The 25,752-nt window shown below is 33.2% G+C and carries 23 protein-coding genes; 8 read left to right on the plus strand and 15 right to left on the minus strand.

The window, feature by feature from the left end; translation table 11 throughout:
* Window positions 1-75 precede the first annotated feature (75 nt).
* The 7 genes from Q1B05_RS02665 to purH form a co-directional block, all read right to left on the minus strand.
* Window positions 76-1,500 carry a M20/M25/M40 family metallo-hydrolase gene (locus tag Q1B05_RS02665; protein WP_299777257.1) on the minus strand — a complete coding sequence of 475 codons (1,425 nt, stop codon included), beginning with the start codon at window positions 1,498-1,500 and terminating at the stop codon, window positions 76-78.
* A 152-nt stretch (window positions 1,501-1,652) separates the two neighbouring features.
* Window positions 1,653-2,930, minus strand: coding sequence for a rod shape-determining protein RodA (gene rodA / locus Q1B05_RS02670; RefSeq protein WP_299777260.1), 1,278 nt, complete (start codon window positions 2,928-2,930; stop codon window positions 1,653-1,655).
* Between the two features lie 2 nt (window positions 2,931-2,932).
* The gene (mrdA, locus tag Q1B05_RS02675; protein WP_299777262.1) at window positions 2,933-4,855 is read right to left on the minus strand and encodes a penicillin-binding protein 2; all 1,923 of its coding nucleotides are present in this window, start codon (window positions 4,853-4,855) and stop codon (window positions 2,933-2,935) included.
* Entirely contained in the window at window positions 4,852-5,358 is a 507-nt protein-coding gene (mreD, locus tag Q1B05_RS02680) for a rod shape-determining protein MreD (RefSeq protein WP_299777264.1), read from the minus strand. Before mreD ends, mrdA begins: the two co-directional genes overlap by 4 nt.
* On the minus strand, window positions 5,348-6,172 hold the full coding sequence (gene mreC, locus Q1B05_RS02685) for a rod shape-determining protein MreC (RefSeq protein ID WP_299777266.1): 825 nt from the start codon (window positions 6,170-6,172) through the stop codon (window positions 5,348-5,350). The genes mreD and mreC overlap by 11 nt, the downstream gene beginning before the upstream one ends.
* A 9-nt stretch (window positions 6,173-6,181) precedes the next feature.
* Window positions 6,182-7,210, minus strand: a complete 1,029-nt coding sequence (locus Q1B05_RS02690; protein WP_159021710.1) for a rod shape-determining protein — start codon at window positions 7,208-7,210, stop codon at window positions 6,182-6,184.
* A gap of 56 nt (window positions 7,211-7,266) precedes the next feature.
* Window positions 7,267-8,799 (minus strand): bifunctional phosphoribosylaminoimidazolecarboxamide formyltransferase/IMP cyclohydrolase, encoded by a 1,533-nt coding sequence (gene purH, locus Q1B05_RS02695; protein WP_299777270.1) that lies wholly within the window; start codon window positions 8,797-8,799, stop codon window positions 7,267-7,269.
* A gap of 152 nt (window positions 8,800-8,951) precedes the next feature.
* Between purH and Q1B05_RS02700 the strand changes: the two genes are divergently transcribed.
* A complete protein-coding gene (locus Q1B05_RS02700) occupies window positions 8,952-10,202 on the plus strand; it encodes an ABC transporter permease (protein ID WP_299777272.1) in 1,251 nt (416 codons plus the stop codon).
* A 121-nt stretch (window positions 10,203-10,323) separates the two neighbouring features.
* Here the strand turns inward: Q1B05_RS02700 and Q1B05_RS02705 are convergent, their stop codons facing one another.
* Window positions 10,324-10,782, minus strand: a complete 459-nt coding sequence (locus tag Q1B05_RS02705; protein WP_299777274.1) for a GAF domain-containing protein — start codon at window positions 10,780-10,782, stop codon at window positions 10,324-10,326.
* Window positions 10,783-10,870: 88 nt separating this feature from the next.
* On the opposite strand from Q1B05_RS02705, the gene xrtF reads away from it, so the two are divergent.
* Both xrtF and Q1B05_RS02715 read left to right on the plus strand, forming a co-directional pair.
* Entirely contained in the window at window positions 10,871-11,437 is a 567-nt protein-coding gene (xrtF, locus tag Q1B05_RS02710) for an exosortase family protein XrtF (RefSeq protein WP_299777276.1), read from the plus strand.
* Complete coding sequence (locus tag Q1B05_RS02715; RefSeq protein WP_299777278.1) at window positions 11,415-11,846, plus strand: exosortase F system-associated protein; 432 nt, start codon at window positions 11,415-11,417, stop codon at window positions 11,844-11,846. The genes xrtF and Q1B05_RS02715 overlap by 23 nt, the downstream gene beginning before the upstream one ends.
* A gap of 78 nt (window positions 11,847-11,924) precedes the next feature.
* Here Q1B05_RS02715 and groL read toward each other — a convergent pair whose 3' ends face one another.
* The 7 genes from groL to miaB all read right to left on the minus strand — a co-directional run bounded on the left by groL (window position 11,925) and on the right by miaB (window position 18,722).
* Window positions 11,925-13,553, minus strand: coding sequence for a chaperonin GroEL (gene groL / locus Q1B05_RS02720; protein ID WP_299777280.1), 1,629 nt, complete (start codon window positions 13,551-13,553; stop codon window positions 11,925-11,927).
* Window positions 13,554-13,656: 103 nt separating this feature from the next.
* Window positions 13,657-13,935, minus strand: a complete 279-nt coding sequence (locus Q1B05_RS02725) for a co-chaperone GroES (RefSeq protein WP_057781169.1) — start codon at window positions 13,933-13,935, stop codon at window positions 13,657-13,659.
* 148 nt (window positions 13,936-14,083) lie between these two features.
* On the minus strand, window positions 14,084-14,431 hold the full coding sequence (gene secG, locus Q1B05_RS02730; RefSeq protein WP_299777285.1) for a preprotein translocase subunit SecG: 348 nt from the start codon (window positions 14,429-14,431) through the stop codon (window positions 14,084-14,086).
* Entirely contained in the window at window positions 14,431-15,444 is a 1,014-nt protein-coding gene (locus tag Q1B05_RS02735) for a hypothetical protein (RefSeq protein ID WP_299777287.1), read from the minus strand. Before Q1B05_RS02735 ends, secG begins: the two co-directional genes overlap by 1 nt.
* A 2-nt stretch (window positions 15,445-15,446) precedes the next feature.
* Window positions 15,447-15,953: an LptE family protein gene (locus Q1B05_RS02740; protein WP_299777289.1), complete on the minus strand. Its 507-nt coding sequence runs from the start codon at window positions 15,951-15,953 to the stop codon at window positions 15,447-15,449.
* A 3-nt stretch (window positions 15,954-15,956) separates the two neighbouring features.
* Window positions 15,957-17,225, minus strand: coding sequence for a sigma-54 dependent transcriptional regulator (locus Q1B05_RS02745; RefSeq protein WP_299777291.1), 1,269 nt, complete (start codon window positions 17,223-17,225; stop codon window positions 15,957-15,959).
* A 54-nt stretch (window positions 17,226-17,279) separates the two neighbouring features.
* On the minus strand, window positions 17,280-18,722 hold the full coding sequence (gene miaB, locus Q1B05_RS02750) for a tRNA (N6-isopentenyl adenosine(37)-C2)-methylthiotransferase MiaB (RefSeq protein WP_299777293.1): 1,443 nt from the start codon (window positions 18,720-18,722) through the stop codon (window positions 17,280-17,282).
* A 338-nt stretch (window positions 18,723-19,060) separates the two neighbouring features.
* Here miaB and Q1B05_RS02755 point away from each other — a divergent pair, with 338 nt between their 5' ends.
* The 5 genes from Q1B05_RS02755 (at window position 19,061) to gldL (ending at window position 25,736) form a co-directional block, all read left to right on the plus strand.
* Entirely contained in the window at window positions 19,061-19,624 is a 564-nt protein-coding gene (locus tag Q1B05_RS02755; protein ID WP_299777295.1) for a hypothetical protein, read from the plus strand.
* 138 nt (window positions 19,625-19,762) lie between these two features.
* Window positions 19,763-22,303: a type I DNA topoisomerase gene (gene topA, locus Q1B05_RS02760; RefSeq protein ID WP_299777297.1), complete on the plus strand. Its 2,541-nt coding sequence runs from the start codon at window positions 19,763-19,765 to the stop codon at window positions 22,301-22,303.
* Window positions 22,304-22,306: 3 nt separating this feature from the next.
* The gene (locus tag Q1B05_RS02765) at window positions 22,307-23,476 is read left to right on the plus strand and encodes a formimidoylglutamase (RefSeq protein WP_299777299.1); all 1,170 of its coding nucleotides are present in this window, start codon (window positions 22,307-22,309) and stop codon (window positions 23,474-23,476) included.
* A gap of 158 nt (window positions 23,477-23,634) precedes the next feature.
* Window positions 23,635-25,002 (plus strand): gliding motility lipoprotein GldK, encoded by a 1,368-nt coding sequence (gene gldK / locus Q1B05_RS02770; protein ID WP_299777301.1) that lies wholly within the window; start codon window positions 23,635-23,637, stop codon window positions 25,000-25,002.
* A gap of 83 nt (window positions 25,003-25,085) precedes the next feature.
* Complete coding sequence (gene gldL, locus Q1B05_RS02775) at window positions 25,086-25,736, plus strand: gliding motility protein GldL (RefSeq protein ID WP_299777303.1); 651 nt, start codon at window positions 25,086-25,088, stop codon at window positions 25,734-25,736.
* Window positions 25,737-25,752 lie beyond the last annotated feature (16 nt).

Consider the following 25,752-nt stretch of genomic DNA (forward strand, 5'->3'; position numbering starts at 1 on the left):
TTAGCTATATTACTAATGTTTCTAAGGGGTTTAGAACATTTTTTTAATTAAAAATGAGAATACTAAAAGATATGTTTATTGAATAAGGCAACTCTCTATAAAATCGACAAAAGTTTGCTTCCCAATAGTTAAAACACCACGAGGAATACGTTCGTTAATATTATGAATATGCTCTAAATAACTACGGTCAAATTGTATTGGTGTAAAACAATAAGAGTTTATCCCTTTTTCTCTAAAAAGGCTTGCATCGTTATAGTTTGGTACAGATACACTTAAGGTGTAAGCATTAGGATAGTTCTTCTTTATGGCGTTTTTTATATTTATAAAAAACATAGATTTATCATCGGAAGGCGGCACGATAGGCGATTCCTTGATTACTTTAATTTTAATGCGTTTGTTTTTTAATTGCTTTTTAACAGTCGTGACAAATTCTTCATTAGTTTGGTGCGGTAATAATCTGCAATCTAATAATGCTGTAACTTCATCAGGAATCACATTAATCACATTATTGTGGCTGTCTACACTAGTTAATGTTATAGAGTTTGAGAATAATGAGAATAATTCCGGTTTATGTCTAAGAATAGGTGTAAGTATGACTTTAAATAATCTTGGATGTTTTAGCACTAAGGATTTTACTCCGTTTTCTAATTCTCCTAATTGTTTTAATATATTCAGGTTTGTTTCGTTATAAACTGCCTTTTGTTTTATTTCTATAAGATTATCCAATGCTTTTATCATGCCTTTGTTGGCATAGTTAATAGGTGTTATAGAACCATGTGCAGATGTTTTTACTTTAAGAGATAATTCTAACCACAAAGGTCTTTTGTTAGTTACAGAAATGCCAAATAAATTCTGATCAGGGTTGGATTTTAAAATTCCGTTAAAACCAGGGGGGCCTTCTCCTAATACAACAGCAGGGTTTAACTCTTTTAAATAATTTTCTATTACAAATTCGGCTCCACCATTCTCACACTGTTTTTCTTCACACGATACAGCAAGTAAAGTAACATTGTATGGCATTTGCTTTTCGCCATATTTCTTTAAAATTTCTATAATACTAAAGAGATGCATGATACCATTGCCTTTATTGTCGAAAGCACCTCTTCCCCAAATTTCGGCATCTGTAATGTCTCCAGAAAAAGGAGCATGTTTCCATTTTGTGATGTCTCCAGCAGGGACAACATCAATATGATTTAGTAAAATAATATTAGGAAGCTTGCTGCTTAAAGGATAAATAGATGCTGTAAAATTGTAATTACCATTAGCATCTCCCATTTGCGAGACATACAATCCGTTTTGTTCACATAGTGATTTTAGCCATGTACCGGCTTCTTTTTCGTTTCCACTAACCGATTCGAATTGAATGTATTTACTAAGGGCTTGTTCTATGTTTAACCTTTCAGATTGAGATTTTATAGTAATCTCTGAAGATTGATTTTGGCTTTGAATCTGGAAAGAAATACATAAAAAGAAGAAAAAATACCTAAGCTTTCTGCTCATAATAGTGCTTTTATAAAACAATAATCCTGTTTCTAGGATGTCTTAAAATTAAGACATTGCTATTAACTTACAATTAAAAATTATTGTTTTTTTTAGCTGATTAATTTGTATTATCTAAAATAAGTGTTAAAACTTTAGAAATTAATAAACTACTACCATTCGTTAATTCTATTGGAATCTAATTTTATAAAAATGAAAAGTAGAATAGTAAAGCCCCAAAGACCAGAACCTCCATAGCTAAAGAATGGAAGTGGAATACCAATAGTAGGTATAAGCCCCATTACCATTCCTATATTAATCATAAAGTGGAAAAACATTATAGATGCTACAGCATAACCATAAATCCTACTGAATTGTGATTTTTGTAGTTCTGCAAGATGGAGCACACGTAGCATAAGTAACACAAATAAAATGATTACTAAAGAGCTGCCAATAAATCCCCATTCTTCTCCAACTGTGCTAAAAATATAATCTGTGTGCTGTTCAGGTACAAATTTTCCAGTTGTTCTTGTTCCTTCCATAAATCCTCTTCCTTTAAACCCTCCTGAGCTAATTGCTTTCTCAGATTCGTAAAGGTTGTATAAGATATCCCGACGCATTTCAGCAATTTTTGTAGGATCTTTTTCTAATCTCAACCATAAACTTATTCTATCCTTTTGATGGGCTTGAAGGATATTGTCATAGAAAAAATGAACACTAGCAGACATTGCAATTGCTATGATTGTAATGATTATTGGTTGAAAAATAATAGGTTTTTTCTTGCTTAAAAAATATCGGGTAAATATGATTAATGTAGCGATTATGGATGTAATTGTCGGCCCGAATTTTAAGGACAGTATAGATATAGATACCACACTTAACACTAACGTTAAATATATTTGTGGAAGTCCTTCTCTATACAATACAAAGAAAAATGCACCATACACAATAGTACTCCCAGCATCGTTTTGTAATAAGATTAAAAATGCTGGAACTAAGATAATTATGAACGTTTTAATCTGATCTGGAAATCGACGAATATCTGTTTGTAAATCACTTACATATTTAGCTATGGCCAAGGCTGTTGCTGCCTTTGCAAATTCGCTAGGTTGAAATGTCATACCTCCAATTCCGTACCAAGAGGTTGCTCCATTTACATTCTTTCCAAATATAAAAAGCCCCACTAGAGAGAGCATAGATATAATGTAAATTACACTAGAAAAGCGTTCGTAAAACTTGGCTTCAATAGATAAAATAATAATAATTAATCCAATTGTTAATCCAATAAATATAAGCTGTTTTCCGTAAGGTTGAGAAAAATCAAAGTAGTCTAATGTTTCTCCAACATGAGAAGACGATACGATGTTAAGCCAACCAAAACCTACCAGCAACATAAATATGATGATGGTTATCCAATCGAAAGAAAAATGTCTGTTAGTTACTCTAATCATACTTAGGGTTTAGCAGGAAGTAAATGGTCGTGATTAATTATTGTTGGTTCTACGACTTCTAAAGTAGATCCTCTGTTAATTGAGAATGGCTCTCCTGAATAAGGTTTTTCATATTCATGCTCTAAGCTATGACTTAATATCCATTTCTCTAAATCGGTTCTTGTAATTGTACCGCTTAAATATTTCTCAATCATTAAAGTTGCAATTCTACCGGCAAATCTACTTCCCCAATATCCGTTTTCTACAAATACAGCAATCGCTATCTTAGGATTGTCTTTAGGGGCAAAGGCGACAAAAATAGAGTGGTCTGTAAGTTGTGTTTTTACGCCATTAATTTTTGTAAAGTTTTCTGCGGTTCCTGTTTTTCCGCAAATTTCTATGCCTTTTACTTGTAAGGCAGCAGCTGTTCCTTTGTTATACACATCGAACATACCTTGAACTACAGGTTCAAAATTTTCTTTATCTATAGTGGTGTGTTTTGGTGTGGTAAAATTGGCATCTATTTCTTGGCCTTCAATAGATTTTATAATATGGGGCGTATAAAAATAACCGCGGTTTGCAATGGCAGCGACCATATTTGCTAATTGTATAGGTGTGGCTTCAATTTCACCTTGTCCAATTGCGTTAGACAATGTAAATGTAGTTCTCCATCTGTTTTTCCCGTACCATTTGTCGTAAAAATCGCCACTAGGAATTCGTCCAGGACTACCAATTTTAAGATCGTAACCCAAATAATTTCCCAATCCAAAACTAGTTACATGTTTATTCCAAACATTCATACCTTCGTAAGGTGTATCGTATTTTTCAATAATACGTCTGTAAACATTTGCAAAATAAGAGTTGCAAGATTCGTAAATCCCCATGTTCATTGCTAACGGACTTGGATGCCCGTGACATCCCATTTTTCTATTTCCGTAACTATATCCATGATTACAGGTAAATTTGTCTTCGGTAGTAACAACACCTTCTTGTAAGCCAATAAGCGCATTTAATACTTTAAAGGGTGAACCTGGAGGATATTGTGCAAGTAAACTTCTGTCGTATGTTGGTTTAGCTATAGAATCGTTGTATAATTTTGTAAAATTTTGAGAACGTTTTCTTCCAACTAATGAATTTGGATCGTAAGTTGGAGCAGAAATCATGGTTAAAATTTCTCCTGTGCTTGGTTCTATAGCAATAATTCCACCGTGTTTATGCTTCATTAGCTGTTCGCCATAAGCTTGAAGTGTAGCATCAATCGAAATTTTTATATCTTTTCCTGGTTCTGGTAAAGTATCAAATTTACCATCCTTATAGGGACCAATATTTTTATTGAATCTGTTTTTTTGAATAAACTTGATTCCTTTTTTTCCTCTTAGAACATCTTCATAAGATAATTCAATACCTTGCTTACCAATTAAATCTCCCATTTTGTAATAGGGATCCTTTTTTATAATAGCATTATTTACTTCACCAATATCTCCTAACACATTTGCTCCAATTGAAGCCTCGTAATGACGAAGTGAACGTTTTTGAATATAAAAACCTTCATACTTTCTCATTTTTTCTTGAAGTACGGCATAGTCCTCTTTAGATAAGTGAGATACAAATACATAGGGTAGTCTGGGTGAATAATGGTATGCCTTTTTATACGTTTTTATGAATTTCTCTTTATCGATTTTTAATAAATTACAGAATTCAATTGTATCTAAGGCTTTTACTTCACGCGGAATAACCATAACATCGTAAGACGATTGGTTAGATACTAAAAGGGTGCCGTTTCTATCGTAAACAAATCCACGTTTAGGGTAATCATATACTTTACGGATGGCATTATCATCGTATAAATTATTTGCTGGCGAACTATAAACTTGAAGATAAAAAAGCCGAGAAATAAATACAAGCCCAACTGTAATAATGGTAAAAAATAATAAAAATTGTCTCATTTAGAACGTTTGCTGAAAATAATAGTAACTATAACACATTGGAGAATGGTAAAGATACTAGAAAATAACGTTTTTTGGAGTGTTAAAAGTGTTTCAGAAAAGTTAAATACTTCTAAAAGGAATAATACCAAATGATGAACTCCTGTTAGAATGCTTATATACATGAGTTTGGCGCCAAAATCTACATTGTTAAACTTTATCGTTTGGTGTTCGTAAACTGTTCCAAAAGACCATTTTAAAGCTAAAGGTCTCATGTATGCTATTGTGACGCAGGCAGCAGCGTGAATACCTCCAGAATCTGAAAAGACATCGATAATAATACCTAGCAAAAAACTTAAAAGAAGAAGTACTAAACGGTTATTTTTTATAGGATAAAGTATAATGAATATAATATATAAGTACGGATTGATATAACCTAAAAAATTAATGTGATTTAGGATCAGAACTTGTACTAATACGAGTGCAATAAATTTGAGTATTTGAGATATAACGTTACTGTTCATTAGATAGGTTTAGTAAGTTATTAATCTCAGGTGCATCTAAATGTTCTATAATATAAGCGTGTTCAATATTTGTCATATCATTAAACAGCTTCACATTTATTTCAAAATTATTTTCAGCATCATCTAATTTATAGCTTTCAATAGTACCTATTTGGATGCCTTTAGGGAAAATTACAGATCGGCCAGAGGTTATGATAGTATCTCCAATTTTTATAGGTGCAATTTTAGGAATATCGACTAATTGTACTGATTTTGGTGATTTTCCATCCCAAGTTAGAGTCCCGAAATGATTCGTCTTTTTTAATTGTGCACTAATTTTACTTTTTGTATTTAATATTGAAATAACTGTAGCATAATTATTACTTGTATGATCTACGATTCCAAGAATACCTTTAGATGTTATTAACCCGAAATCTTCTTGAATACTGTCGTTGCGACCTTTGTTTATTGTTAAGATATTTGTAGAAGCAGAATAACTATTTTTAATTACACGAACAGGTCTAAATAAGTATGAACCCTTAAAACTTGTGGTGTCTATATAATTTTCTTTTACAGAAAGCTGATAATTCTGAAGGAGATTACGAAGTCTAGAGTTTTCTTCAGATAGATTGTCATTTTGTGTTTTTAAATCTAAATATTGATCAACATTATTTAGATGTGTATAAATACTACCGCTTAAAAAATTAGCAGAATTTATAAATTTACTTTTATGATAAGAATGTGTTTGTGCAGTAAAAAACATAGCTAAAGCCATGAGCAGCAAATACAACAAAAAATTTTTGTTGCGAATAATAAAATTTAAAATTTGCTGCATGCTTTAAGGCTATTTTATCAAGACACTTTTAAACTTAGGTAAGTTTTTAAGTGTAATTCCTGTTCCGCGAACTACGGCACGTAATGGGTCTTCTGCAATGTATACAGGTAAATCTGTTTTCTGAGACAGACGCTTGTCTAAACCACGTAGCATAGAGCCACCTCCTGCTAAATAGATACCTGTATTATAAATATCGGCAGCTAATTCTGGCGGGGTTTGCGATAAGGTTTCCATTACAGCATCTTCAATTCTAAGAATAGATTTGTCTAATGCTTTGGCAATTTCGCGAAAAGATATTTGTACTTGTTTTGGTTTACCGGTAAGTAAATCACGTCCTTGAACACTCATGTCGTCTGGCGGAAGTTCTAAATCTTCGGTAGCAGCACCAATCTGTATTTTAATTTTTTCAGCAGTACGTTCTCCTACATACAAGTTGTGTTGCGTACGCATGTAATATATAATATCGTTTGTAAAAACATCTCCTGCAATTTTTACAGATTTGTCGCAAACAATACCTCCTAAAGCAATTACTGCAATTTCGGTAGTACCACCACCTATATCTACAATCATGTTTCCTTTAGGTTGCATAATATCTACACCAATACCTATGGCCGCAGCCATAGGTTCGTGTATTAAATAGACTTCTTTTCCGTTTACACGCTCGCAAGATTCTTTAACCGCTCGCATTTCAACTTCTGTAATACCAGAAGGAATACAAACAACCATACGAAGAGCAGGTGTAAACATTTTTTTCTTTAAAGCGGGGATGTTTTTAATAAACAAACTAATCATTTGTTCAGACGCATCAAAATCTGCAATTACACCATCTTTAAGCGGGCGAATTGTTTTAATGTTTTCGTGCGTTTTTCCTTGCATCATGCTTGCTTCTTTTCCAACGGCAATAATTTTACCGCTAACGCGATCGCGAGCAACTATTGAAGGGCTATCCACAACAACTTTATCATTGTGTATAATAAGTGTATTGGCTGTTCCTAAGTCAATAGCTATTTCTTCTGTAAGGAAGTCAAAAAATCCCATGCGTTATATGTCTTTTTTTGCTTTAATTAAAAATAAGTGTTGTAAAAGTAGTGAAATTAATGCTTGAAATGACGTGTACCTGTAAATACCATTGCCACATCATTATCATTACAATAATCGATGCTTAATTGATCTTTAATAGAACCTCCTGGCTGAATAACAGCTGTAATTCCTGCTTTTTTAGCAATTTCTACACAATCAGGAAAAGGAAAAAACGCATCACTCGCCATAACAGCTCCTTTTAAATCGAAATTAAAAGATTGTGCTTTATGTATGGCTTGGTTAAGTGCATCTACACGACTTGTTTGCCCTGTACCACTTGCACATAATTGATTGTTTTTTGCTAATACAATAGTGTTAGATTTTGTGTGTTTACAAATTTTTGAAGCAAATATTAAATCATTTAACTCGCTATCTGTTGGATTATTGTGTGTCTTGTTTATTAAATCTTCTAAACGATCTGTAATATTGTTTCTGTCTTGAACTAAAACACCGTTAAGACAAGATCTTACATTGGTTTTAGGTAATTCGATATCGTGAAGTATTAAAAGAATTCTGTTTTTCTTTCCTTTTAATAGGTCTAAAGCTTCGGTACTAAATGAAGGGGCAATAACGACTTCGCAAAATAATGAGTGAATTTCTTGAGCAGTAGCTAAATCTATTTCAGTATTACTAATTAAAACACCACCAAAAGCAGAGACAGGATCTCCCGCAAGTGCATCTGTGTAGGCTTGTTTTAAAGTATCGCGTTGTGCAACACCACATGCATTATTGTGTTTTAAGATAGCAAACGTAGGTTTGTCGCCTTTAAATTCGTTTATTAAATTTACAGCAGCATCTACATCTAGAAGGTTGTTATAGCTTAATTCTTTACCGTGAAGTTTTGTGAAAATATCTTCAAATTTTCCAAAAAAGAATCCTTTTTGGTGAGGATTTTCTCCATAACGTAACACTTTTCCGTTCTGTTCGCTAATTTTTAAAACTGTTTCTTCATTGTTTTTGTTGAAGTAATTAAAAATTGCAGCATCGTAATGAGACGATACGTTGAAAGATTTTCTTGCGAAATCTTTTCTTTGCTCTAAAGAAAGTGTTCCGTTTTGTTCAGAAATAAGTTCTAAAAACGAAGCATACTCTGTTACAGAAGACACACAAACGACATCTGCATAATTTTTTGCAGCTGCACGAATTAACGAAATTCCACCTATGTCTATTTTTTCAATTATATCTTGTTCGCTAGCTCCAGAAGCTACCGTTTTTTCAAAAGGATATAAATCAACAATAACTAAATCTATTTGAGGAATATCAAATTCTGCTAATTCAGCGCGATCTTGTTCATTATCTTGACGGTTTAAAATTCCTCCAAAAACCTTTGGATGTAATGTTTTTACACGTCCGCCTAAAATTGAAGGGTAAGAAGTTACGTCTTCTACAGGGACAACATCTATTCCTAAATTGTTTATAAATGCCTGTGTACCACCAGTAGAATACATGGTTACACCTAATTCATTTAACTTTTTAATAATAGGTTCTAAACCATCCTTGCTAAATACAGAGATTAATGCAGATTTGATTGTTTTTTCGTTACTCATTAGTGTTGTGTTATATTAATGCGCAAAAGTAAGGATTTAGAATAAAATTTTTATAGTTTGTTTCGTGTTTTGTTTTTATTTTTTTTGTAACAAAAGTATAATTAAAACGTCCTATCTTTAAATTATCAATTTTTTAATAAAAGCACTTCTAAATGATCTTGTATTTAAGACTTTTTAAAGAAAGTTTTGCGTTTGCTATAAATGCACTACGAAATAATAAATTAAGAACATTTTTGTCCTTATTAGGAGTGACTATTGGTATTTTTTCCATTATAGCTGTTTTGGCAGCTGTAGATTCTTTAGATCAAAGTATTAAGAGCCAGTTGTCTGGTTTAGATAAAAATACAATTTACTTAACCAAATATTCTTTTGGACCAACGGAAGTCCCGAGATGGCAACGTGACAATTATCCGCAAACGGAAAATGATGATTACGAATTTGTAAACAGAAACATCCCAAATATAAAATCGAGTGCTTATGTAATTTTTGGAAATTCTGAAACTATAAAATACCAAGACAATGCCATTAGTAATGTAGATGTGTCTCCGGCTTCTTATGGTATTTACGAAATAGAAGATTTAAAAATAGGAGAGGGACGGTTTTACACAGAATCAGAATCGTCTACAGGGGCATCGGTTGTTGTTATTGGTGCAGGGTTAGCAGAAAATCTTTTTGAAAGTGAACAACCTTTAGGTAAGCAAGTACGAATGTTTGGTAGAAAAGTAACCGTTATTGGAGTTCTTAAAAAAGTAGGATCTTCACTTTTTGATTCTCCGGATGAGAAAGCCTTTGTTCCTTCAAATTTTGTTAGACAATTTACAAATGGAGGTTCAGACGGTATTCCTGGTGCTATTGTAATTAAGCCAGAAGCAGGAGTAGATATTGCTGCTTTTGAACAAGTTTTAAGACAAAAATTTAGAATACATAGAGGTTTGAAAGCCGATGAGCCTGACAACTTTTTTGTAAATAAATTGTCGGGAATGACAGATGCTATAGATAATATAATAGGCGTAATGAATCTTGTTGGTTGGATTATTAGTGGATTTTCTCTTTTAGTTGGTGGTTTTGGTATTGCAAATATTATGTTTGTAAGTGTAAAAGAACGTACCAATTTAATTGGAATTCAGAAATCTTTAGGTGCTAAAAACAGATTTATATTGTTTCAGTTTTTATTCGAAGCTATTATTTTAGCCGTTATAGGTGGGGTAATCGGTCTCGCTTTCGTGTGGATTATTTCCTTAATCGCTTCTCAGTTTGTAGATGATTTTGAATTTGTATTATCATTTTGGAACATGTTAATAGGATTCTCTCTATCTACATTAATTGGGTTAATATCTGGTGTGTTACCAGCGCTTTCTGCATCTAAATTAGATCCTGTTGAAGCTATTCGTACAGGAATGTAACATTTAATTTTATATTTGAAACCTGTTCCGATTTCATTTAAGAGTACAGTTTATAATAAAAAAGTTTCGACTTGAATCATAATAGATACAAGTCGAAACTTTTTTTGGATTATGTTTTAATTTATGCGATTTGTTTAGCGACTTGTTCGCAAACAAACTCTAAGAAACGTTCGTCTTCTGCCGTAAACGGGTCTGGTGTGTTTGAGTCGATATCTATCTGGCCAACATTTTCGCCATTTACAAAAATAGGAATAACAATTTCTGCTTTTACTGTTATGCTACATGCAATATAATTGTCTTGCGCTGCTACATCTGGAACTACAAAATTTTCATTACTTACAGCAACTTGTCCGCAAATACCTTTTCCAAACGGAATAATAGTATGGTCTGTAGGTGCACCTACATAAGGCCCTAACTTAAGTTCGTCCTTATCTCCGTTTTTAAAATAAAACCCAACCCAATTATAATAGGTTACATGTTGTTCTAAAAGTTGGCAAACCGACAATAGACGTTCGTCTAATGTTAGGTCGGAATTAGAAAGTATAGTTTCTACTTGAGGTTTTAAAGACGTTAAAGGCATATTTTTATTTTTTTGGTAAAAGTATTTAAAAAGCAACGATAATGGAACTTCATTTTTATAAATTTATCAACTTAAACATTTACTACTATTGGCAACATTATATCAAACATATAAACATGTAATTCGATTTATCGTTACGTTTCTGGCAGTATACTTTATAATGTCTTTAAGTTATAAATGGTATTTAGATTTTTCTAAAACGTCTACGTCTCAACCAGATTACATTACGTACCAAGTAGCAAAACAGTCGCAAGACCTTTTAAATGTATTTGGATATGAGTCTCGGATTGCATTGTCTGAAGGAGAACAGTGGGTGCGTTTATATTTAAACGAGACCTATATTATTCGGGTTATTGAAGGCTGTAATGCTGTAAGTGTTATTATTCTTTTTATGGCTTTTATAGTTGCTTTTGCTTCAACATTTAAGAAAACGGTATTATATCTATTGGCAGGAGGAATTTTAATATACTTGGTTAATGTATTGCGTATTGCTTTTATATCTGTAGCATTGTATTATTATCCCGAATCAGAACATCTAATACATGGCGTTGTATTTCCGTTAATTATTTACGGAATGGTATTTTTGTTATGGGTAATTTGGGTGAATTATTTTGTAAAATTGAAAAAGAAGGATGCAGAAAATTCAACGTTATAGTCTTATTGTTTTATTTGTTTTTGGTTTGATTTTAATCCGTGCTTATGAAGCAAATCTGTTTTACGATCCGTTTTTAGATTTTTTTAAAAATGATTATTTGTTTCTTGATGCACCTGTTTTCGATACTTTTAAATTGATTGGGTTTACAACGTTACGCTACGTTTTAAATACGTTATTATCTCTAGGAGTTATTTATTTTGTATTTACAGATAGGCAGGCATTAAAATTTTCGGTTATATTTTATGGTATTGCCTATTTTGTTTTAATACTCGTGTTTTTGTATTTAATATTACATGCGAAACAAGATGATTATTTTATTCTTTTTAATATTCGTCGTTTTTTAATTCAGCCCATATTATTATTACTGCTTTTACCTGCTTTTTATTATCAGAAGCAAATTAAAAAATAAGTTTAATTGATACTTTAATACATAAAAAAGCCGAAGTCTTATGACTTCGGCTTTTAATTTTATTAGATGTTTTAAAGATTACATCATACCTGGCATACCACCACCCATTGGAGGCATAGCAGGAGAGTCTTCTTTAATGTCTATTAATGCACATTCTGTAGTAAGAATCATTCCAGCAACCGAAGCCGCATTTTCTAGTGCAATACGAGTTACTTTTTTAGGATCGATAATACCAGAAACAAGCATGTCTACATATTGTTCTGTTTTAGCATCGTAACCAAAGTTTTCTTTACCTTCTAAAACTTTAGATACAACAACACTACCTTCTCCACCAGCATTTTCAACAATAGTTCTTAAAGGTGCTTCAATAGCACGAGCTACAATTTGTACCCCTGTACTTTCGTCAGGATTATCTGTAGCTAAGTTCTCTAGGATTGCTTTTGCTCTAACTAAGGCAACACCTCCACCAGCAACGATACCTTCTTCTACAGCAGCTCTTGTTGCGTGTAAAGCATCATCTACGCGGTCTTTTTTCTCTTTCATTTCAACTTCACTTGCAGCACCAACATAAAGTACAGCAACACCTCCTGCTAATTTAGCAAGACGCTCTTGAAGTTTTTCTTTATCATAATCACTTGTAGTAGATTCGATTTGAGATTTAATTTGGTTCACACGGTTTTTAATCATGTCTTTATCTCCAGCTCCATTAACAACTGTTGTGTTGTCTTTATCTATTGTTACACGTTCTGCAGTACCTAACATGTCGATTGTAGTGTTTTCTAAAGTAAATCCTCTTTCTTCAGAAATTACTGTACCGCCTGTTAAGATTGCGATATCTTCTAACATGGCTTTACGTCTGTCTCCAAAACCTGGTGCTTTAACAGCAGCAATTTTAAGAGATCCACGTAATTTGTTTACTACTAAAGTAGCAAGCGCTTCTCCGTCTACATCTTCAGCAATAATTAATAAAGGTTTACCTGACTGAGCAACTGGCTCAAGCACTGGTAATAAATCCTTCATTGTAGATACTTTTTTATCGTACAATAAAATATAAGGATTATCTAAATCTGTGATCATTTTTTCGCTATCTGTAACGAAATAAGGCGATAAGTATCCTCTGTCAAATTGCATACCTTCAACAACATCTACATATGTATCTGTTCCTTTAGCTTCTTCTACAGTGATAACACCTTCTTTACCAACTTTTCCAAAAGCTAATGCAATTAAATCTCCAATAACATCGTCGTTATTAGCTGAAATAGCAGCAACTTGTTTAATTTTTTCTGAAGAATCTCCAACTTGTTGTGTTTGTTTAGCAAGGTCTGCAACGATAGCTTCAACAGCTTTATCGATACCACGTTTTAAATCCATTGGGTTTGCTCCTGCAGCAACATTTTTAAGTCCTTCTTTAACGATAGCTTGAGCTAAAACAGTAGCAGTAGTTGTACCATCTCCTGCAAGATCGTTAGTCTTAGAAGCTACTTCTTTAACCATTTGTGCCCCCATGTTTTCTAAAGGGTCTTCTAATTCGATTTCTTTAGCTACAGAAACACCATCTTTTGTTACAATAGGTGCTCCGAAAGAACGTCCAATAATTACATTACGACCTTTTGGTCCTAAAGTTACTTTTACTGCATTTGCTAGAGCGTCTACACCACGTTTTAAACCGTCGCGTGCTTCAATATCAAATTTTATATCTTTTGCCATTTTTATTGATTTTTATAATAAGTTTTAAGCGGTTTGTTTTAAACTTATTCTTTTGTTTTTTTATGCGTTTTGTTTTAAAAACTTAGTTAGTATAATCTGAAATTTAGATTATAGCCATGATGTCGTCTTCACGCATCATTAAGAAATCTGTACCTTCTAATTTTAATTCTGAACCAGAGTACTTTCCGTAAAGAACTTTGTCTCCAATTTTTACAGTAAGTGGTTCATCTTTTTTACCTGTACCAACAGCAACAACAATACCTTTGTGTTGTTTTTCTTGAGCCGAATCCGGGATAAATAATCCTGATGCTGTTTGAGTTTCTGCAGGAAGTGGTTCAACCAGAACGCGGTCTGCAAGTGGTGTGATGTTTACTTTACTCATGTTATTATATGTTTTAAATAGTTTATGATTTACGATATGTTCTATTTCTAAAATTGTGCCACGTCTATCAAACTGACAAACTTTCAGCAACAAAAAATGCCAACTGTATAAGTTGGCATTTTAATATGGTATGTATGAGTTGTTGTGTTTACTCAGCAGCTTCTTCTGTTGGTGTAACAGGTGTAGTAACTGGAGCTGGAGTGCTTAATGGTTGAGCTGTAGTTTCAGAATCTAAAGCTTTAGATTCTAAAGTTTCAGAACCTCTGTTTATAGCTACATTAGATAATAGAATTAAAACTAACATTAACCCTGCTAATGTCCATGTACTTTTATCTAAAAAGTCAGTGGTCTTTTTTACACCACCAATTTGTTGAGAACCGCCGCCACCAAAAGATGAAGATAATCCTCCTCCTTTAGGGTTTTGCACCATAATTACTACGATTAATAAAAATGCTACTACAACGATTAGGAATAAAAATATTGTAAACGTACTCATTAGTTTTTCTTATTTTGTTCTTGTATTTGCTTTACCGCTTTAATTCGGTCTGCAAAGAAACCACTTTTTTCTGGATATTTCAAACTTAATATGTTATAAGATTGAATTGCCTTCTTGTAGTTTTTTTGTTCAACATAAATCCTAGCTAATGTTTCAGTCATTAGCGATTCTGGTTGTAGCATGTGGGATTCTGCTAAATTCTGAGATACGCCAGAAGATCTTTTAGGATCAATTTTAGGGTTAGATGAAATAAATTTATCTATTAGAGCAAACTTTTTAGCTTGTTCTGGAGATGGTGTCGCTACTGTTTTTTCTTCAGGTTTAGGTCCAATATTCTCAGATTCTGACTTCAATTCTTCTTTAGGAGCCGAGATAGATCTATCTATTTGGTCGAAAGATGTTAGTTTTAACCACTCGTTAAAGGAATGAGTTTCTGTAGCATTAAAGTCTAAGGGTTTTCCTATTTCTAATATCGTCTCAGGAGCCATATCTGTATGGCTAGTCTTTTTAGTTCCGATTCCTTTTTTATTTATATTGTCCTCTTCTGGAGTGTTTTTTAGTGCTTCTGAAGGGTCTTCTGTAAAATGAAAAAGTTTTGCGGGTGTTATTTTTGGTTGAATGAATTCTGTATTGATTTCATCTTCCGTTACATTAGTATTCTTGTTAAATAAATTATCTGGTGTTTTCGAGGTAACAGATATATCGTCTACATCAACATTAATATGTTTTAAATGTGTTGAATTTTGTTTTATAAATTGAGAAATTTCATTTTGAACAAATGCTTCAGAGGTTATAAAATCGAATAAAATACTACGATCTGTGGTATAGGCTGCAGTTGTTTTTAATTCCTGATTATATTTAAAACTTTGGTTTGTTTTTAGAGTTTTTAAATATAACGCACGTGCGGGCTGAAAGTATGGAAATTCTTCTATAATACTTTTTAAATCCCTAGCTTGTTCAGAGACTAAAGCTTCTGGGTATTGTAATATATGTGTAAAATCTGTGCGTGTCATTATTACCATTGCGCTAAAGACGCATTAAAAATATCTTGAGTTATTTGATCGAATATTTCTTCTATTGCTGTTGTTTTTAACGAACCAATAAGTTGAGATGTTCCGTCGTAATCATAAAAGAACGAAAAACGTTTTTCAAATTCAGACTCTTCATCTTGTTTATTGTAAAAACGAACATTTACCGAAATGGTTAAACGGTTTTGCGCAGCAGTATCGTCTGCTGTGGCTGTAGTTGGAGAAATTCTATATTCTACAATTTCGCCTTCGTAAACCAAATCTCCATTAGATTTTACATTATCTAAATTAGTCTGATTTATTAGTAAATCTGTTAATGCATTAGTGAAATCTAAATCTAATCCAGGTTCTATTAAAGCTGAATTATTTTGAAAATAATTAACCTGAAATGTTTTTGTGTTTGGATTAACTTTTGCTCCTGTAAATGAATACGAACCACACGCTGTTAAGCTAACTGAAGTTACTAAAAGTATGAGAAAGTGTTTTAAAGTCATGATTTATAAGTCGTACTGTTTAATTTTTCTGTATAATGTGCGTTCGCTAATTCCTAATTCTGCGGCTGCCAATTTACGTTTTCCTTGGTGGCGTTCCAACGATTTTTTTATTAACTCTAATTCTTTGTCTTGTAAAGATAATGTTTCTTCTTCCTGAATTTCTTCTGCAAAATGATATTTGTCTAAAGGATTTACTGAAGGATCTACCAAAGATGTAGAGCTTCGTTCTGCAATAGGAAGTATTTCTAAGTCGTCTTCAGTGTCGTCGTATTCGGCATCAGATTCGTCACCGTAGATTTTCTGAATTAGACTTTCGTTGTTTTTCTGAACGTCTTTATCGGTGCCGTTTTTCATTAATTCAGCAGTCAATTTTTTAAGATCATTTAAATCTGCTTTCATGTCGAATAATACTTTATAGAGTATTTCACGTTCACTACTAAAGTCAGATTCAGATTTTGTATTCGATATTATTGCAGGTAAATTAGTCGCCGTATTTGGTAAATAGCCACGAATAGTTTGCCCATTTATAGTTCTGTTTTCTTCTAAAACCGAAATTTGTTCGGCAATATTTCTTAATTGACGAATATTTCCGCTCCATCTAAACTTTAATAGTTCACGTGTTGCATCATCGGTTAACTTTATAGTTGGCATTTTATATTTTAAAGCAAAATCGCTAGCAAATTTTCTGAATAACAAATGAATGTCTTCTTGACGATCGCGTAAGGGTGGAAGGTGTATTTCAACAGTGCTTAGGCGATAGTATAAATCTTCTCTAAATTTTCCTTTTTTAATGGCTTCAAACATATTAACGTTTGTAGCAGCCACAATACGTACATTTGTTTTTAGAACTTGACTAGAACCTACTTTTAAAAATTCTCCGTTTTCTAAAACACGAAGTAAACGGACTTGAGTAGTTAAGGGTAATTCTCCAACTTCGTCTAAAAAAATAGTTCCACCATCCGAAACTTCAAAATAACCCGAACGGGTTTGAGTAGCTCCTGTAAAAGCTCCTTTTTCGTGACCAAAAAGTTCACTATCTATGGTGCCTTCAGGAATAGCTCCGCAGTTTACTGCAATATATTTACCGTGTTTTCTATGAGAAAGCTGATGAATAATTTTAGGGATACTTTCTTTCCCAACACCACTTTCTCCGGTAACTAAAACCGAAATATCTGTAGGCGAAACTTGTATTGCTTTTTCAATAGCACGATTAAGTTTTTGGTTATTACCAATAATTCCGAAACGTTGTTTTATGGCTTGAACTGATTCCATATAATATTGTTTTTAGCTTTTAATTGCTGGTCTAAATTCTGTATGCTTATCTCTTTAAATGTTTGAAAGCGCAAGGGCTTCTCCAATAAGAGTTGCACTTGTACACTCGTTTATTTTTACTGTTACAAAATCTCCTACTTTATAATTTTCTTTTGGAAATACTGCTACAATGTTTTGTGATGTTCTTCCTGACCAATGTTGATCAGATTTTTTTGATTCTCTTTCTATTAAGACTTCAACGACTGTGTTTAGATATGCTTTGGTTCTAAATTCACTGTGTTTACGTTGTAATTGAACGACATCGTCTAGACGTTTTTTCTTTACTTCTAACGGAATATCGTCTTCCATTTTACGTTCTGCTAATGTGCCTGGGCGTTCAGAATAATAGAACATATAGCCAAAGTTATACTTCACGTGTTCCATTAAACTAAGTGTGTCTTGATGATCTTGTTCTGTTTCTGTAGGGAAACCAGTAATCATGTCTTGACTTATAGAGCAATCTGGAAGTATCCGACGAATATTATCTATTAATTCAAAATACTCTTCACGCGTATGTAAACGATTCATGGCTTTAAGTATGCGATTACTTCCACTTTGTACGGGTAAATGAATGTGGTTACAAATGTTTTTGTACTTGGCCATAGTTTCAATAACATCTAAAGTTAAATCCTGTGGATTTGATGTCGAGAAACGAATGCGTATTTTTGGATATGCTTTTGCGCATAATTCTAAAAGTTTAGCAAAATTAACAGCCGTTGCAACTTGCATGTCTGTAGCCTTATCGAAATCTTTTTTAAGTCCGCCGCCATACCATAAATAGCTATCTACATTCTGGCCAAGAAGTGTAATTTCTTTAAAACCACGGGTCCATAAATCGTTAATTTCCTCTAAAATACTTTGAGGTTCACGGCTGCGTTCACGGCCACGTGTAAATGGTACTACGCAAAAAGTACACATATTATCACATCCTCTTGTAATAGACACAAAAGCACTTACACCATTACTATTTAGACGTACAGGTGAAATATCTCCATAAGTTTCTTCTTTAGAAAGTATTACATTTATTGCATCTCGACCATCTTCTACTTCTGCCAAAAGATTAGGTAAATCCTTATAAGCATCGGGTCCTACAACAAGGTCTACAATCTTTTCTTCTTCTAAAAATTTGCTTTTAAGACGTTCGGCCATACAACCTAAAACACCAACTTTCATTCCTGGGTTTATACGTTTTACGGCATTGTATTTTTCAAGACGTTTTCGAATAGTTTGCTCGGCCTTATCTCTAATAGAACAGGTGTTTACTAACACTAAATCTGCGTCTTCTAGGTTCTGGGTGGTGTTATACCCCTGTTTATGTAATATTGATGCGACTATTTCACTATCACTAAAATTCATAGAACAGCCATAGCTCTCTATAAAAAGTTTGCGTGAATTTTCTTTTTTTCCTTCTAATACAAGGCTTTCTCCTTGTTTACTTTCGTCAATTGTCTTCTCCATAGTGTTGCTGAAAATAATTATCAGTCAATAAGTTTGCAAAGATACAATTAAATTTATGTTTCTGACAAAGTGTCAGTTTAATTTTTCTTGTAATTTTGTTAAAAAATACGTCCTTTAACCATTACTAAACCAACTCCAACATGTTTATATCAGAATTTGAAAAAAAAGTAAATCACGCCAAGGCGTTAGATTTCGGTCTTATTTTTAGTCAATCTCTAGCGCTTTTTTAAAAAGTATGGCTACAAGGGCTAATAACACTACTTCTAACTACAATTGTAATTGTACCCTTCTACTTTATTATATATATACCTCTGTTAGCATTGGGGGTAAATCCTGATATGATTAATCAAAACGAACAAGTGAACATTTTATTTATACTAGGAATGGTATTGTTTCTTATTTGTTTTGGTATTGTAGCATCTGTTGTAAGCCTAGGTATGAAATCTGCATTTTATAGAATTTGTAAACAAAAGGATTTTGAAGACAGCACTAGAGATGATTATTTCTACTATTTTAAAAAACAATATTTAGGGAAATTAATTCTCTTATCTGTAATTGTAATGGGGATCTCTATTGTTGCAACATTGGTGTTTGTACTACCTTTAATTTACGTCATGATTCCGCTATCGTTTGTTAATGTTGTTTTTGCTTTTAATCCCGAGCGTAGCGTTTCTGATATACTTAAAGCTAGTTTTAAAATAGGACATAAAAAGTGGTTGTTATCTTTTGCGTTACTAATTGTATGTGGCTTTTTAGCCGAAATAGTAGGGTTTGTAATGTGCTGTGTGGGTTTATTAGTAACGGTATCATTTACATACATACCTTTATATATAATTTATAAGGAAATAATTGGGTTCGAAAATTCAGAAGACGAAACTGTTTCTGTAGAAACCTTGATGTAATTCTTAAAAAATTAATAATTAAGTTGAATATTTTTAGGTTAAAAATCGACGATTTTAACCTTTCATCGTACTGAATGCTGATAAAATTAGGATGATGTTGCTTTTTTGATATACATTTGCAGCACCAAAAAAATAAAAATGGCGAAGAATTTAGTAATAGTGGAGTCACCTGCAAAGGCGAAAACGATCGAAAAATTTTTAGGTAAAGATTATAAAGTAGAGTCTAGTTTTGGTCATATAGCCGATCTCCCTTCCAAAGAATTGGGGGTAGATGTTGAAGGTGATTTCAGTCCAAAATATGAAGTCTCCTCCGATAAAAAAGCAGTTGTAAAAAAGCTTAGAGATCTATCTAAGAAAGCCGAAATGGTTTGGCTAGCAAGTGATGAGGATCGCGAGGGTGAAGCTATTGCTTGGCATTTAGCCGAAACTTTAAAATTAGACAAAAGCAAAACTAAACGTATTGTTTTTCATGAAATTACTAAAACAGCAATTCTAAAAGCGATAGATAATCCGCGTGGAATAGATTACAATTTAGTAGATGCGCAACAAGCACGTCGTGTGCTGGATCGAATTGTTGGTTACGAATTATCGCCAGTATTGTGGCGTAAAGTTAAAGGTGGTTTATCTGCCGGACGTGTACAATCTGTTTCTGTTAGATTAATTGTTGAACGCGAACGCGAAATACAAGAATTTACAGCAGAAGCTTCATATCGAATTGATGCTGAATTTTCTAACGAGGCAGGACAATCTTTTAAAGCGAAGTTACCAAAAACGTTTGCTTCAAAAGAAGCGGCTTTTAAATTTTTAGAAAGTAATGCTTCAGCCGATTTTAAAGTAGCCGATTTAGAGAAAAAACCAGCTAAAAAATCTCCAGCAGCACCATTTACAACGTCAACTCTTCAACAAGAAGCCGCACGTAAATTATATTTTTCAGTAAGTAAAACCATGACTATGGCGCAACGTTTGTACGAAGCCGGTTTAATTACTTACATGAGAACAGATAGTGTAAATTTATCCGACCAAGCAAGAAAAGGAGCTAAAGCAGAAATTGAGAATGCTTACGGAAAAAAATATGCTAAAGAACGAAATTATAAAGGGAAGACTAAAGGTGCACAAGAAGCTCACGAGGCCATACGTCCAACAGATTTTGCATTACATTCTGTCGATATTGATCGTGACCAAGCCCGTTTATACGAACTGATTTGGAAACGTGCTATTGCATCTCAAATGAGTGAAGCAGAATTAGAACGTACAAGCGTTAAAATTTCAGCCTCAACACATAAAGAATTATTCTCTGCAAACGGAGAAGTTATTACGTTCGAAGGGTTTTTAAAAGTGTACTTAGAAGGGACAGATGATGAAGATTCTGAACAAGAAGGTATGTTGCCAGCAATGAAGGTAAAAGAAACACTTCTTAACGAATATATTACAGCAACACAACGTTATACAAGACCTCCTTACAGATATACAGAAGCTTCTTTGGTTAAGAAATTAGAAGAGTTGGGTATTGGTCGTCCGTCTACTTATGCGCCAACCATTTCTACAATTCAGAATAGAAATTATGTAGAAAAAGGTACAATAGAAGGTGTAGAGCGTGAGTATACGCAAATCACTTTAACAGCAGGTGAAGTAAAAGATAAATTACTTACAGAAAAAGTAGGTTCAGATAAAGGGAAGTTAGTTCCGACAGATATCGGAATAATTGTAACAGACTTTTTAGTGAACCACTTTGAAAGTATTTTAGATTATAATTTTACAGCAAAAGTTGAAGAAGACTTTGATGATATTGCTGAAGGGAAAGAGAATTGGACTAAAATGATGAAGGATTTTTATGAGAAATTCCATCCTCATGTTAAAGATGTTCAAGAAAATGCCGAACGTGAATCTGGTGAACGTATATTAGGGACAGATCCTAAAACAGGACGCCAAGTTAGTGTGCGATTAGGTAAATTCGGACCGATGGCTCAAATAGGAGCAGCCGAAGAAGAAGATAAAATATTTGCTAGTTTATCTCCAGAGCAACAATTAAACACTATTTCTTTTGAAGAAGCATTAGATTTATTTAAACTGCCAAAAGATTTAGGAACTTATGAAGATTTACCTGTTGTAGTAAATAATGGACGTTTCGGACCTTATGTTAAATTTGGTGAAGCTTATGTGTCTTTACCAAAAGGTGTAGATGCCTTAAATGTAGAATTAGATGATGCTATTGTTTTAATTAAAGAGAAACAAAAAGCAGATGCTCCTATATATATATATAAAGATTTACCTGTACAAAAAGGGAAAGGACGTTTTGGACCATTTATTAAATGGAATAATATGTTTATTAACGTGAACAAAAAATATGATTGGGATAATTTGTCTGATGATGATATTGTGACGTTAATAGAAGAGAAAATCCAAAAAGAGATAGATAAAGTCATTCACAACTGGGAAGAAGAAGGTATTCGTGTAGAAAAAGCACGTTGGGGAAGGCATAATGTAATCAAAGGAAAAATAAAGGTTGAATTAGATAAAACAGTCGATGCAACGAAGATTACTTTAGATAAAGCAAAAGCTTTAATTGAAGCTAAAACTCCAAAGCGAAAAACTGCGGCTAAAAAGAAAGCGCCAGCTAAGAAAAAGGCTCCTGCTAAAAAAGCTACAGTAAAAAAGACAACCACAGCAAAAAAGAAATAATTCATGGCCGACCTTAATTTTTTGGCTCCAGTACCCGATGTTGTTTTAGCGTATAACGAGTTATTGTCGCAACAAGCCATCGGAAAAAAAATAAAAATACATTCTAAACAAGATGGTATTCCAGACCTAGAAGGTGTAGATGTAGCCATAATTGGTGTATTAGAAAACCGAAATGATATTAATTATATAGGTGAAGATTTTAATTTAAACGAAATCCGTAATGCTTTTTATAAATTATATCCAGGAAATTGGTGCACTTCAATGGCCGATTTAGGAGATATATATAAAGGAGAAACGGTAGAAGACACTTATTATGCTTTAAAAGAAACGGTTTCAGAATTAGTGAAATTAAATATTATTCCTATTGTACTTGGCGGAAGTCAAGATCTTACCTATCCAATGTATCGTGCATTCGATTCGCTAATTCCAATGGTTAACATTGTGAATGTAGATAGTAATTTCGATTTAGGCGATTTAACACAGCCTATAAAAAATGATAGTTTTGTAGGAAAAATTATTTTAGAAGAACCTTATAATCTATTTAATTACGCAACAATAGGCTATCAAACCTATTTTAATTCGCAAGAACAGATAGATTTGATGGAAACATTATACTTTGAGGCCTATCGTTTAGGACAAGTTTCTAGCGATATTACTTTGGTAGAACCTGTTATGCGCGATGCCAATATAGTAACTATAGATCTAGGATCTGTCAAAGCTTCAGAAGTTAGTTTAAACCAGAAAGTCTCCCCAAATGGTTTAGATGGTAAAGAAATATGTGCAATCACAAGGTACGCTGGTATAAGTAATAAAGTAAATGCTTTAGGTGTTTTTGAATACAAACCATCTCAAGACGATGAAATTACATGCGTATTAATAGCTCAAATGATTTGGTACTTTATTGAAGGACTGAATTGTAGAGTAGAAGATACAGATTTTAAAGATGAGCATGTTTACCAAAAATTCATTACCTTGGTCGACTCCCAAGAACTCAATTTTTACAAAAGCATCAAAACTGGACGCTGGTGGATTGAGATCCCTTTTTTAAATGAAATCAATAATAAATTAAAAAGACACACGTTATTACCATGTATGCATCAAGATTATTTAGATGCATGTAATAATCAAATTCCCCAACGTTGGTACAAAGCATATCAAAAAAACTGCGTTTAAATGCTAAAAAAATTGGATGAAACGTAGTGCTCATCGATTAAATGCGTTTTTTTACGACGAAATGATGAATTTTTCTTCAAAAAAATTGTTTTTTAGAAAATATATAAATATGTTTACACTCTTAAAATTTAGGTACCAATTATAACCTCAAGTTTTCTATGGATATGAAAAAATTATTTTTATTAACAGTTGTTTTAACAGTAGTAATGAGTTGTGGCTCTGGAGACAGAGGCGAACTTGTTGGAGTTCAGGGTAAAAGATGGCACCCAGAAAAGCCTTATGGAATGGCATTAGTTCCAGGAGGATCTTTTATTATGGGTAAAGCTGATGATGATTTAGCAGGCATTCAAGATGCGCCTTCTAAAACAGTAACAGTCCGTGCTTTCTACATGGACGAGACAGAAATCACAAATGGTGAATACAGACAGTTTGTGAATTGGGTACGTGATTCTATAGTAAGAACTCGTTTAGCCATTTTAGCAGACGAAGTTGGAAAAACTCCAGAAGATGGAGGTGTTGGTGAATTTGCATTCACTGATGCAGATACAGCTAGTATGACAGTGTACGAAAAGTATATGTTAGACAATTATAGCGGATTAGGACCAACAGGAAATGAAGGAAGAAAATTAAATAAGCGTGTAGACCTTATTTATGATGAAGCCGATTATCCAGATGAGTATTATGCTGAGGTAATGGATTCTATGCATATTCCTTTGGAAGAATCTTACAATGGACAACGTACTTGGGATGTGAATAAATTCAAGTTTCAATACACGTATTTAGATATACAAAAAGCAGCTAAGGATAAAAACCTTAAACGTAGCGACGTTATTATGCAAGAAGAAGTTCAAGTATATCCAGACACTACAGCTTGGATTAGAGATTTTGCATACTCTTATAACGAACCAATGCATAACGATTATTTCTGGCATGATGCTTATGGAGAATATCCTGTAGTAGGCGTGAGCTGGAAACAAGCAAATGCATTTTGTCAATGGAGAACATTATACAAAAATTCTTATCAAAAAGATAAAAGAAGACAATATGTAAACTCTTTCAGATTACCATCTGAAGCAGAGTGGGAGTATGCTGCTCGTGGAGGTCTTCAAGCAGCGACATTTCCTTGGGGAGGTCCTTACGCAAAAGACGACAGAGGTTGTTTCTTAGCCAACTTTAAGCCTTTAAGAGGTGATTATGCAGCAGATCAGGCATTATATACTGTAGAAGCAAAATCTTACGAGCCTAACGATTTTAACTTATATAATATGGCAGGAAACGTATCAGAATGGGTTTACTCATCTTACGATCCTTCATCTTACGAATATTCTTCTTCTATTAACCCAATTGTTAACGACAATACTAACCAACGTAAAGTGGTAAGAGGTGGTTCTTGGAAAGATGTTGCTTACTTCTTACAAGTAAGTTCAAGAGATTACGAATACGCTGATTCAGCAAGAAGTTACATTGGATTTAGAACTGTTCAAGATTATATGGGAACAGATATTACAAGTAACTCAGGAATTTAATTATTTTTAACTTAACCTAAATAAATCATTATTAATCAACCTTTTAAGGGTCGAACCCTTAAGTAAAATAAAAATTAGAAATTATGGCACAATCAAAAGCAGGAAAAAGATTTATAAACATGGCTTATGGTCTTGGAGCATCAGTAGTAATTATTGGAGCACTTTTTAAGATTACTCATATTGAATTTGGACCAATTACAGGTAACCTGATGTTAACAATCGGTCTTGTTGCAGAAGCAATTATTTTCGCAATCTCTGCATTCGAACCAGTAGATGATGAATTAGACTGGTCTAAAGTTTATCCAGAATTAGCAGGAGGAGCTCCTAGTGCAACTAAAGGTAAAAAAGAAGAGCCTAAAGATGCAGAAGGTTTATTATCTAAAAAATTAGATAACTTATTAAAAGATGCTAAAATCGATGCTAATTTAATGGCTAGCTTAGGAACTAGTATTAAAAACTTCGAAGGTGCTGCTAAGGGAATTAACCCAACTATAGACTCTATCGCTTCAACTAAAAAATATGGTGAAGAAATGTCTATCGCTGCATCTCAAATGGAGTCTTTAAATAGCCTTTACAAAGTACAATTAGAAAGCGCTAGTCGTCAAACTTCAATCAATAAAGAGTCTGTAGAAAACGCTCAAAAATTAAAAGATCAAATGCAATCATTAGCGTCTAACTTATCATCTTTAAACGGTGTATACGGTGGAATGCTTTCTGCAATGGTAAAAAAATAATTACTAATTAGAATAT

Origin of the sequence: uncultured Formosa sp., from assembly GCF_947500765.1 — a bacterium.
GTDB lineage: Bacteria > Bacteroidota > Bacteroidia > Flavobacteriales > Flavobacteriaceae > Formosa.

Bases quoted from the DNA above. Each gene is read 5' to 3' on its own strand.
- miaB (WP_299777293.1), bottom strand. From the start codon at position 18,722: ATGGAGAAGACAATTGACGAAAGTAAACAAGGAGAAAGCCTTGTATTA.
- Q1B05_RS02765 (WP_299777299.1), top strand. From the start codon at position 22,307: ATGGCCGACCTTAATTTTTTGGCTCCAGTACCCGATGTTGTTTTAGCG.
- mreD (WP_299777264.1), bottom strand. From the start codon at position 5,358: ATGAACAGTAACGTTATATCTCAAATACTCAAATTTATTGCACTCGTA.
- topA (WP_299777297.1), top strand. From the start codon at position 19,763: ATGGCGAAGAATTTAGTAATAGTGGAGTCACCTGCAAAGGCGAAAACG.
- Q1B05_RS02740 (WP_299777289.1), bottom strand. From the start codon at position 15,953: ATGACTTTAAAACACTTTCTCATACTTTTAGTAACTTCAGTTAGCTTA.
- rodA (WP_299777260.1), bottom strand. From the start codon at position 2,930: ATGATTAGAGTAACTAACAGACATTTTTCTTTCGATTGGATAACCATC.
- groL (WP_299777280.1), bottom strand. From the start codon at position 13,553: ATGGCAAAAGATATAAAATTTGATATTGAAGCACGCGACGGTTTAAAA.
- Q1B05_RS02725 (WP_057781169.1), bottom strand. From the start codon at position 13,935: ATGAGTAAAGTAAACATCACACCACTTGCAGACCGCGTTCTGGTTGAA.
- secG (WP_299777285.1), bottom strand. From the start codon at position 14,431: ATGAGTACGTTTACAATATTTTTATTCCTAATCGTTGTAGTAGCATTT.
- Q1B05_RS02755 (WP_299777295.1), top strand. From the start codon at position 19,061: ATGATTAATCAAAACGAACAAGTGAACATTTTATTTATACTAGGAATG.
- purH (WP_299777270.1), bottom strand. From the start codon at position 8,799: ATGAGTAACGAAAAAACAATCAAATCTGCATTAATCTCTGTATTTAGC.
- Q1B05_RS02745 (WP_299777291.1), bottom strand. From the start codon at position 17,225: ATGGAATCAGTTCAAGCCATAAAACAACGTTTCGGAATTATTGGTAAT.
- mrdA (WP_299777262.1), bottom strand. From the start codon at position 4,855: ATGAGACAATTTTTATTATTTTTTACCATTATTACAGTTGGGCTTGTA.
- Q1B05_RS02665 (WP_299777257.1), bottom strand. From the start codon at position 1,500: ATGAGCAGAAAGCTTAGGTATTTTTTCTTCTTTTTATGTATTTCTTTC.
- Q1B05_RS02705 (WP_299777274.1), bottom strand. From the start codon at position 10,782: ATGCCTTTAACGTCTTTAAAACCTCAAGTAGAAACTATACTTTCTAAT.
- mreC (WP_299777266.1), bottom strand. From the start codon at position 6,172: ATGCAGCAAATTTTAAATTTTATTATTCGCAACAAAAATTTTTTGTTG.
- Q1B05_RS02715 (WP_299777278.1), top strand. From the start codon at position 11,415: ATGCAGAAAATTCAACGTTATAGTCTTATTGTTTTATTTGTTTTTGGT.
- Q1B05_RS02735 (WP_299777287.1), bottom strand. From the start codon at position 15,444: ATGACACGCACAGATTTTACACATATATTACAATACCCAGAAGCTTTA.
- gldK (WP_299777301.1), top strand. From the start codon at position 23,635: ATGGATATGAAAAAATTATTTTTATTAACAGTTGTTTTAACAGTAGTA.
- Q1B05_RS02700 (WP_299777272.1), top strand. From the start codon at position 8,952: ATGATCTTGTATTTAAGACTTTTTAAAGAAAGTTTTGCGTTTGCTATA.
- Q1B05_RS02690 (WP_159021710.1), bottom strand. From the start codon at position 7,210: ATGGGATTTTTTGACTTCCTTACAGAAGAAATAGCTATTGACTTAGGA.
- gldL (WP_299777303.1), top strand. From the start codon at position 25,086: ATGGCACAATCAAAAGCAGGAAAAAGATTTATAAACATGGCTTATGGT.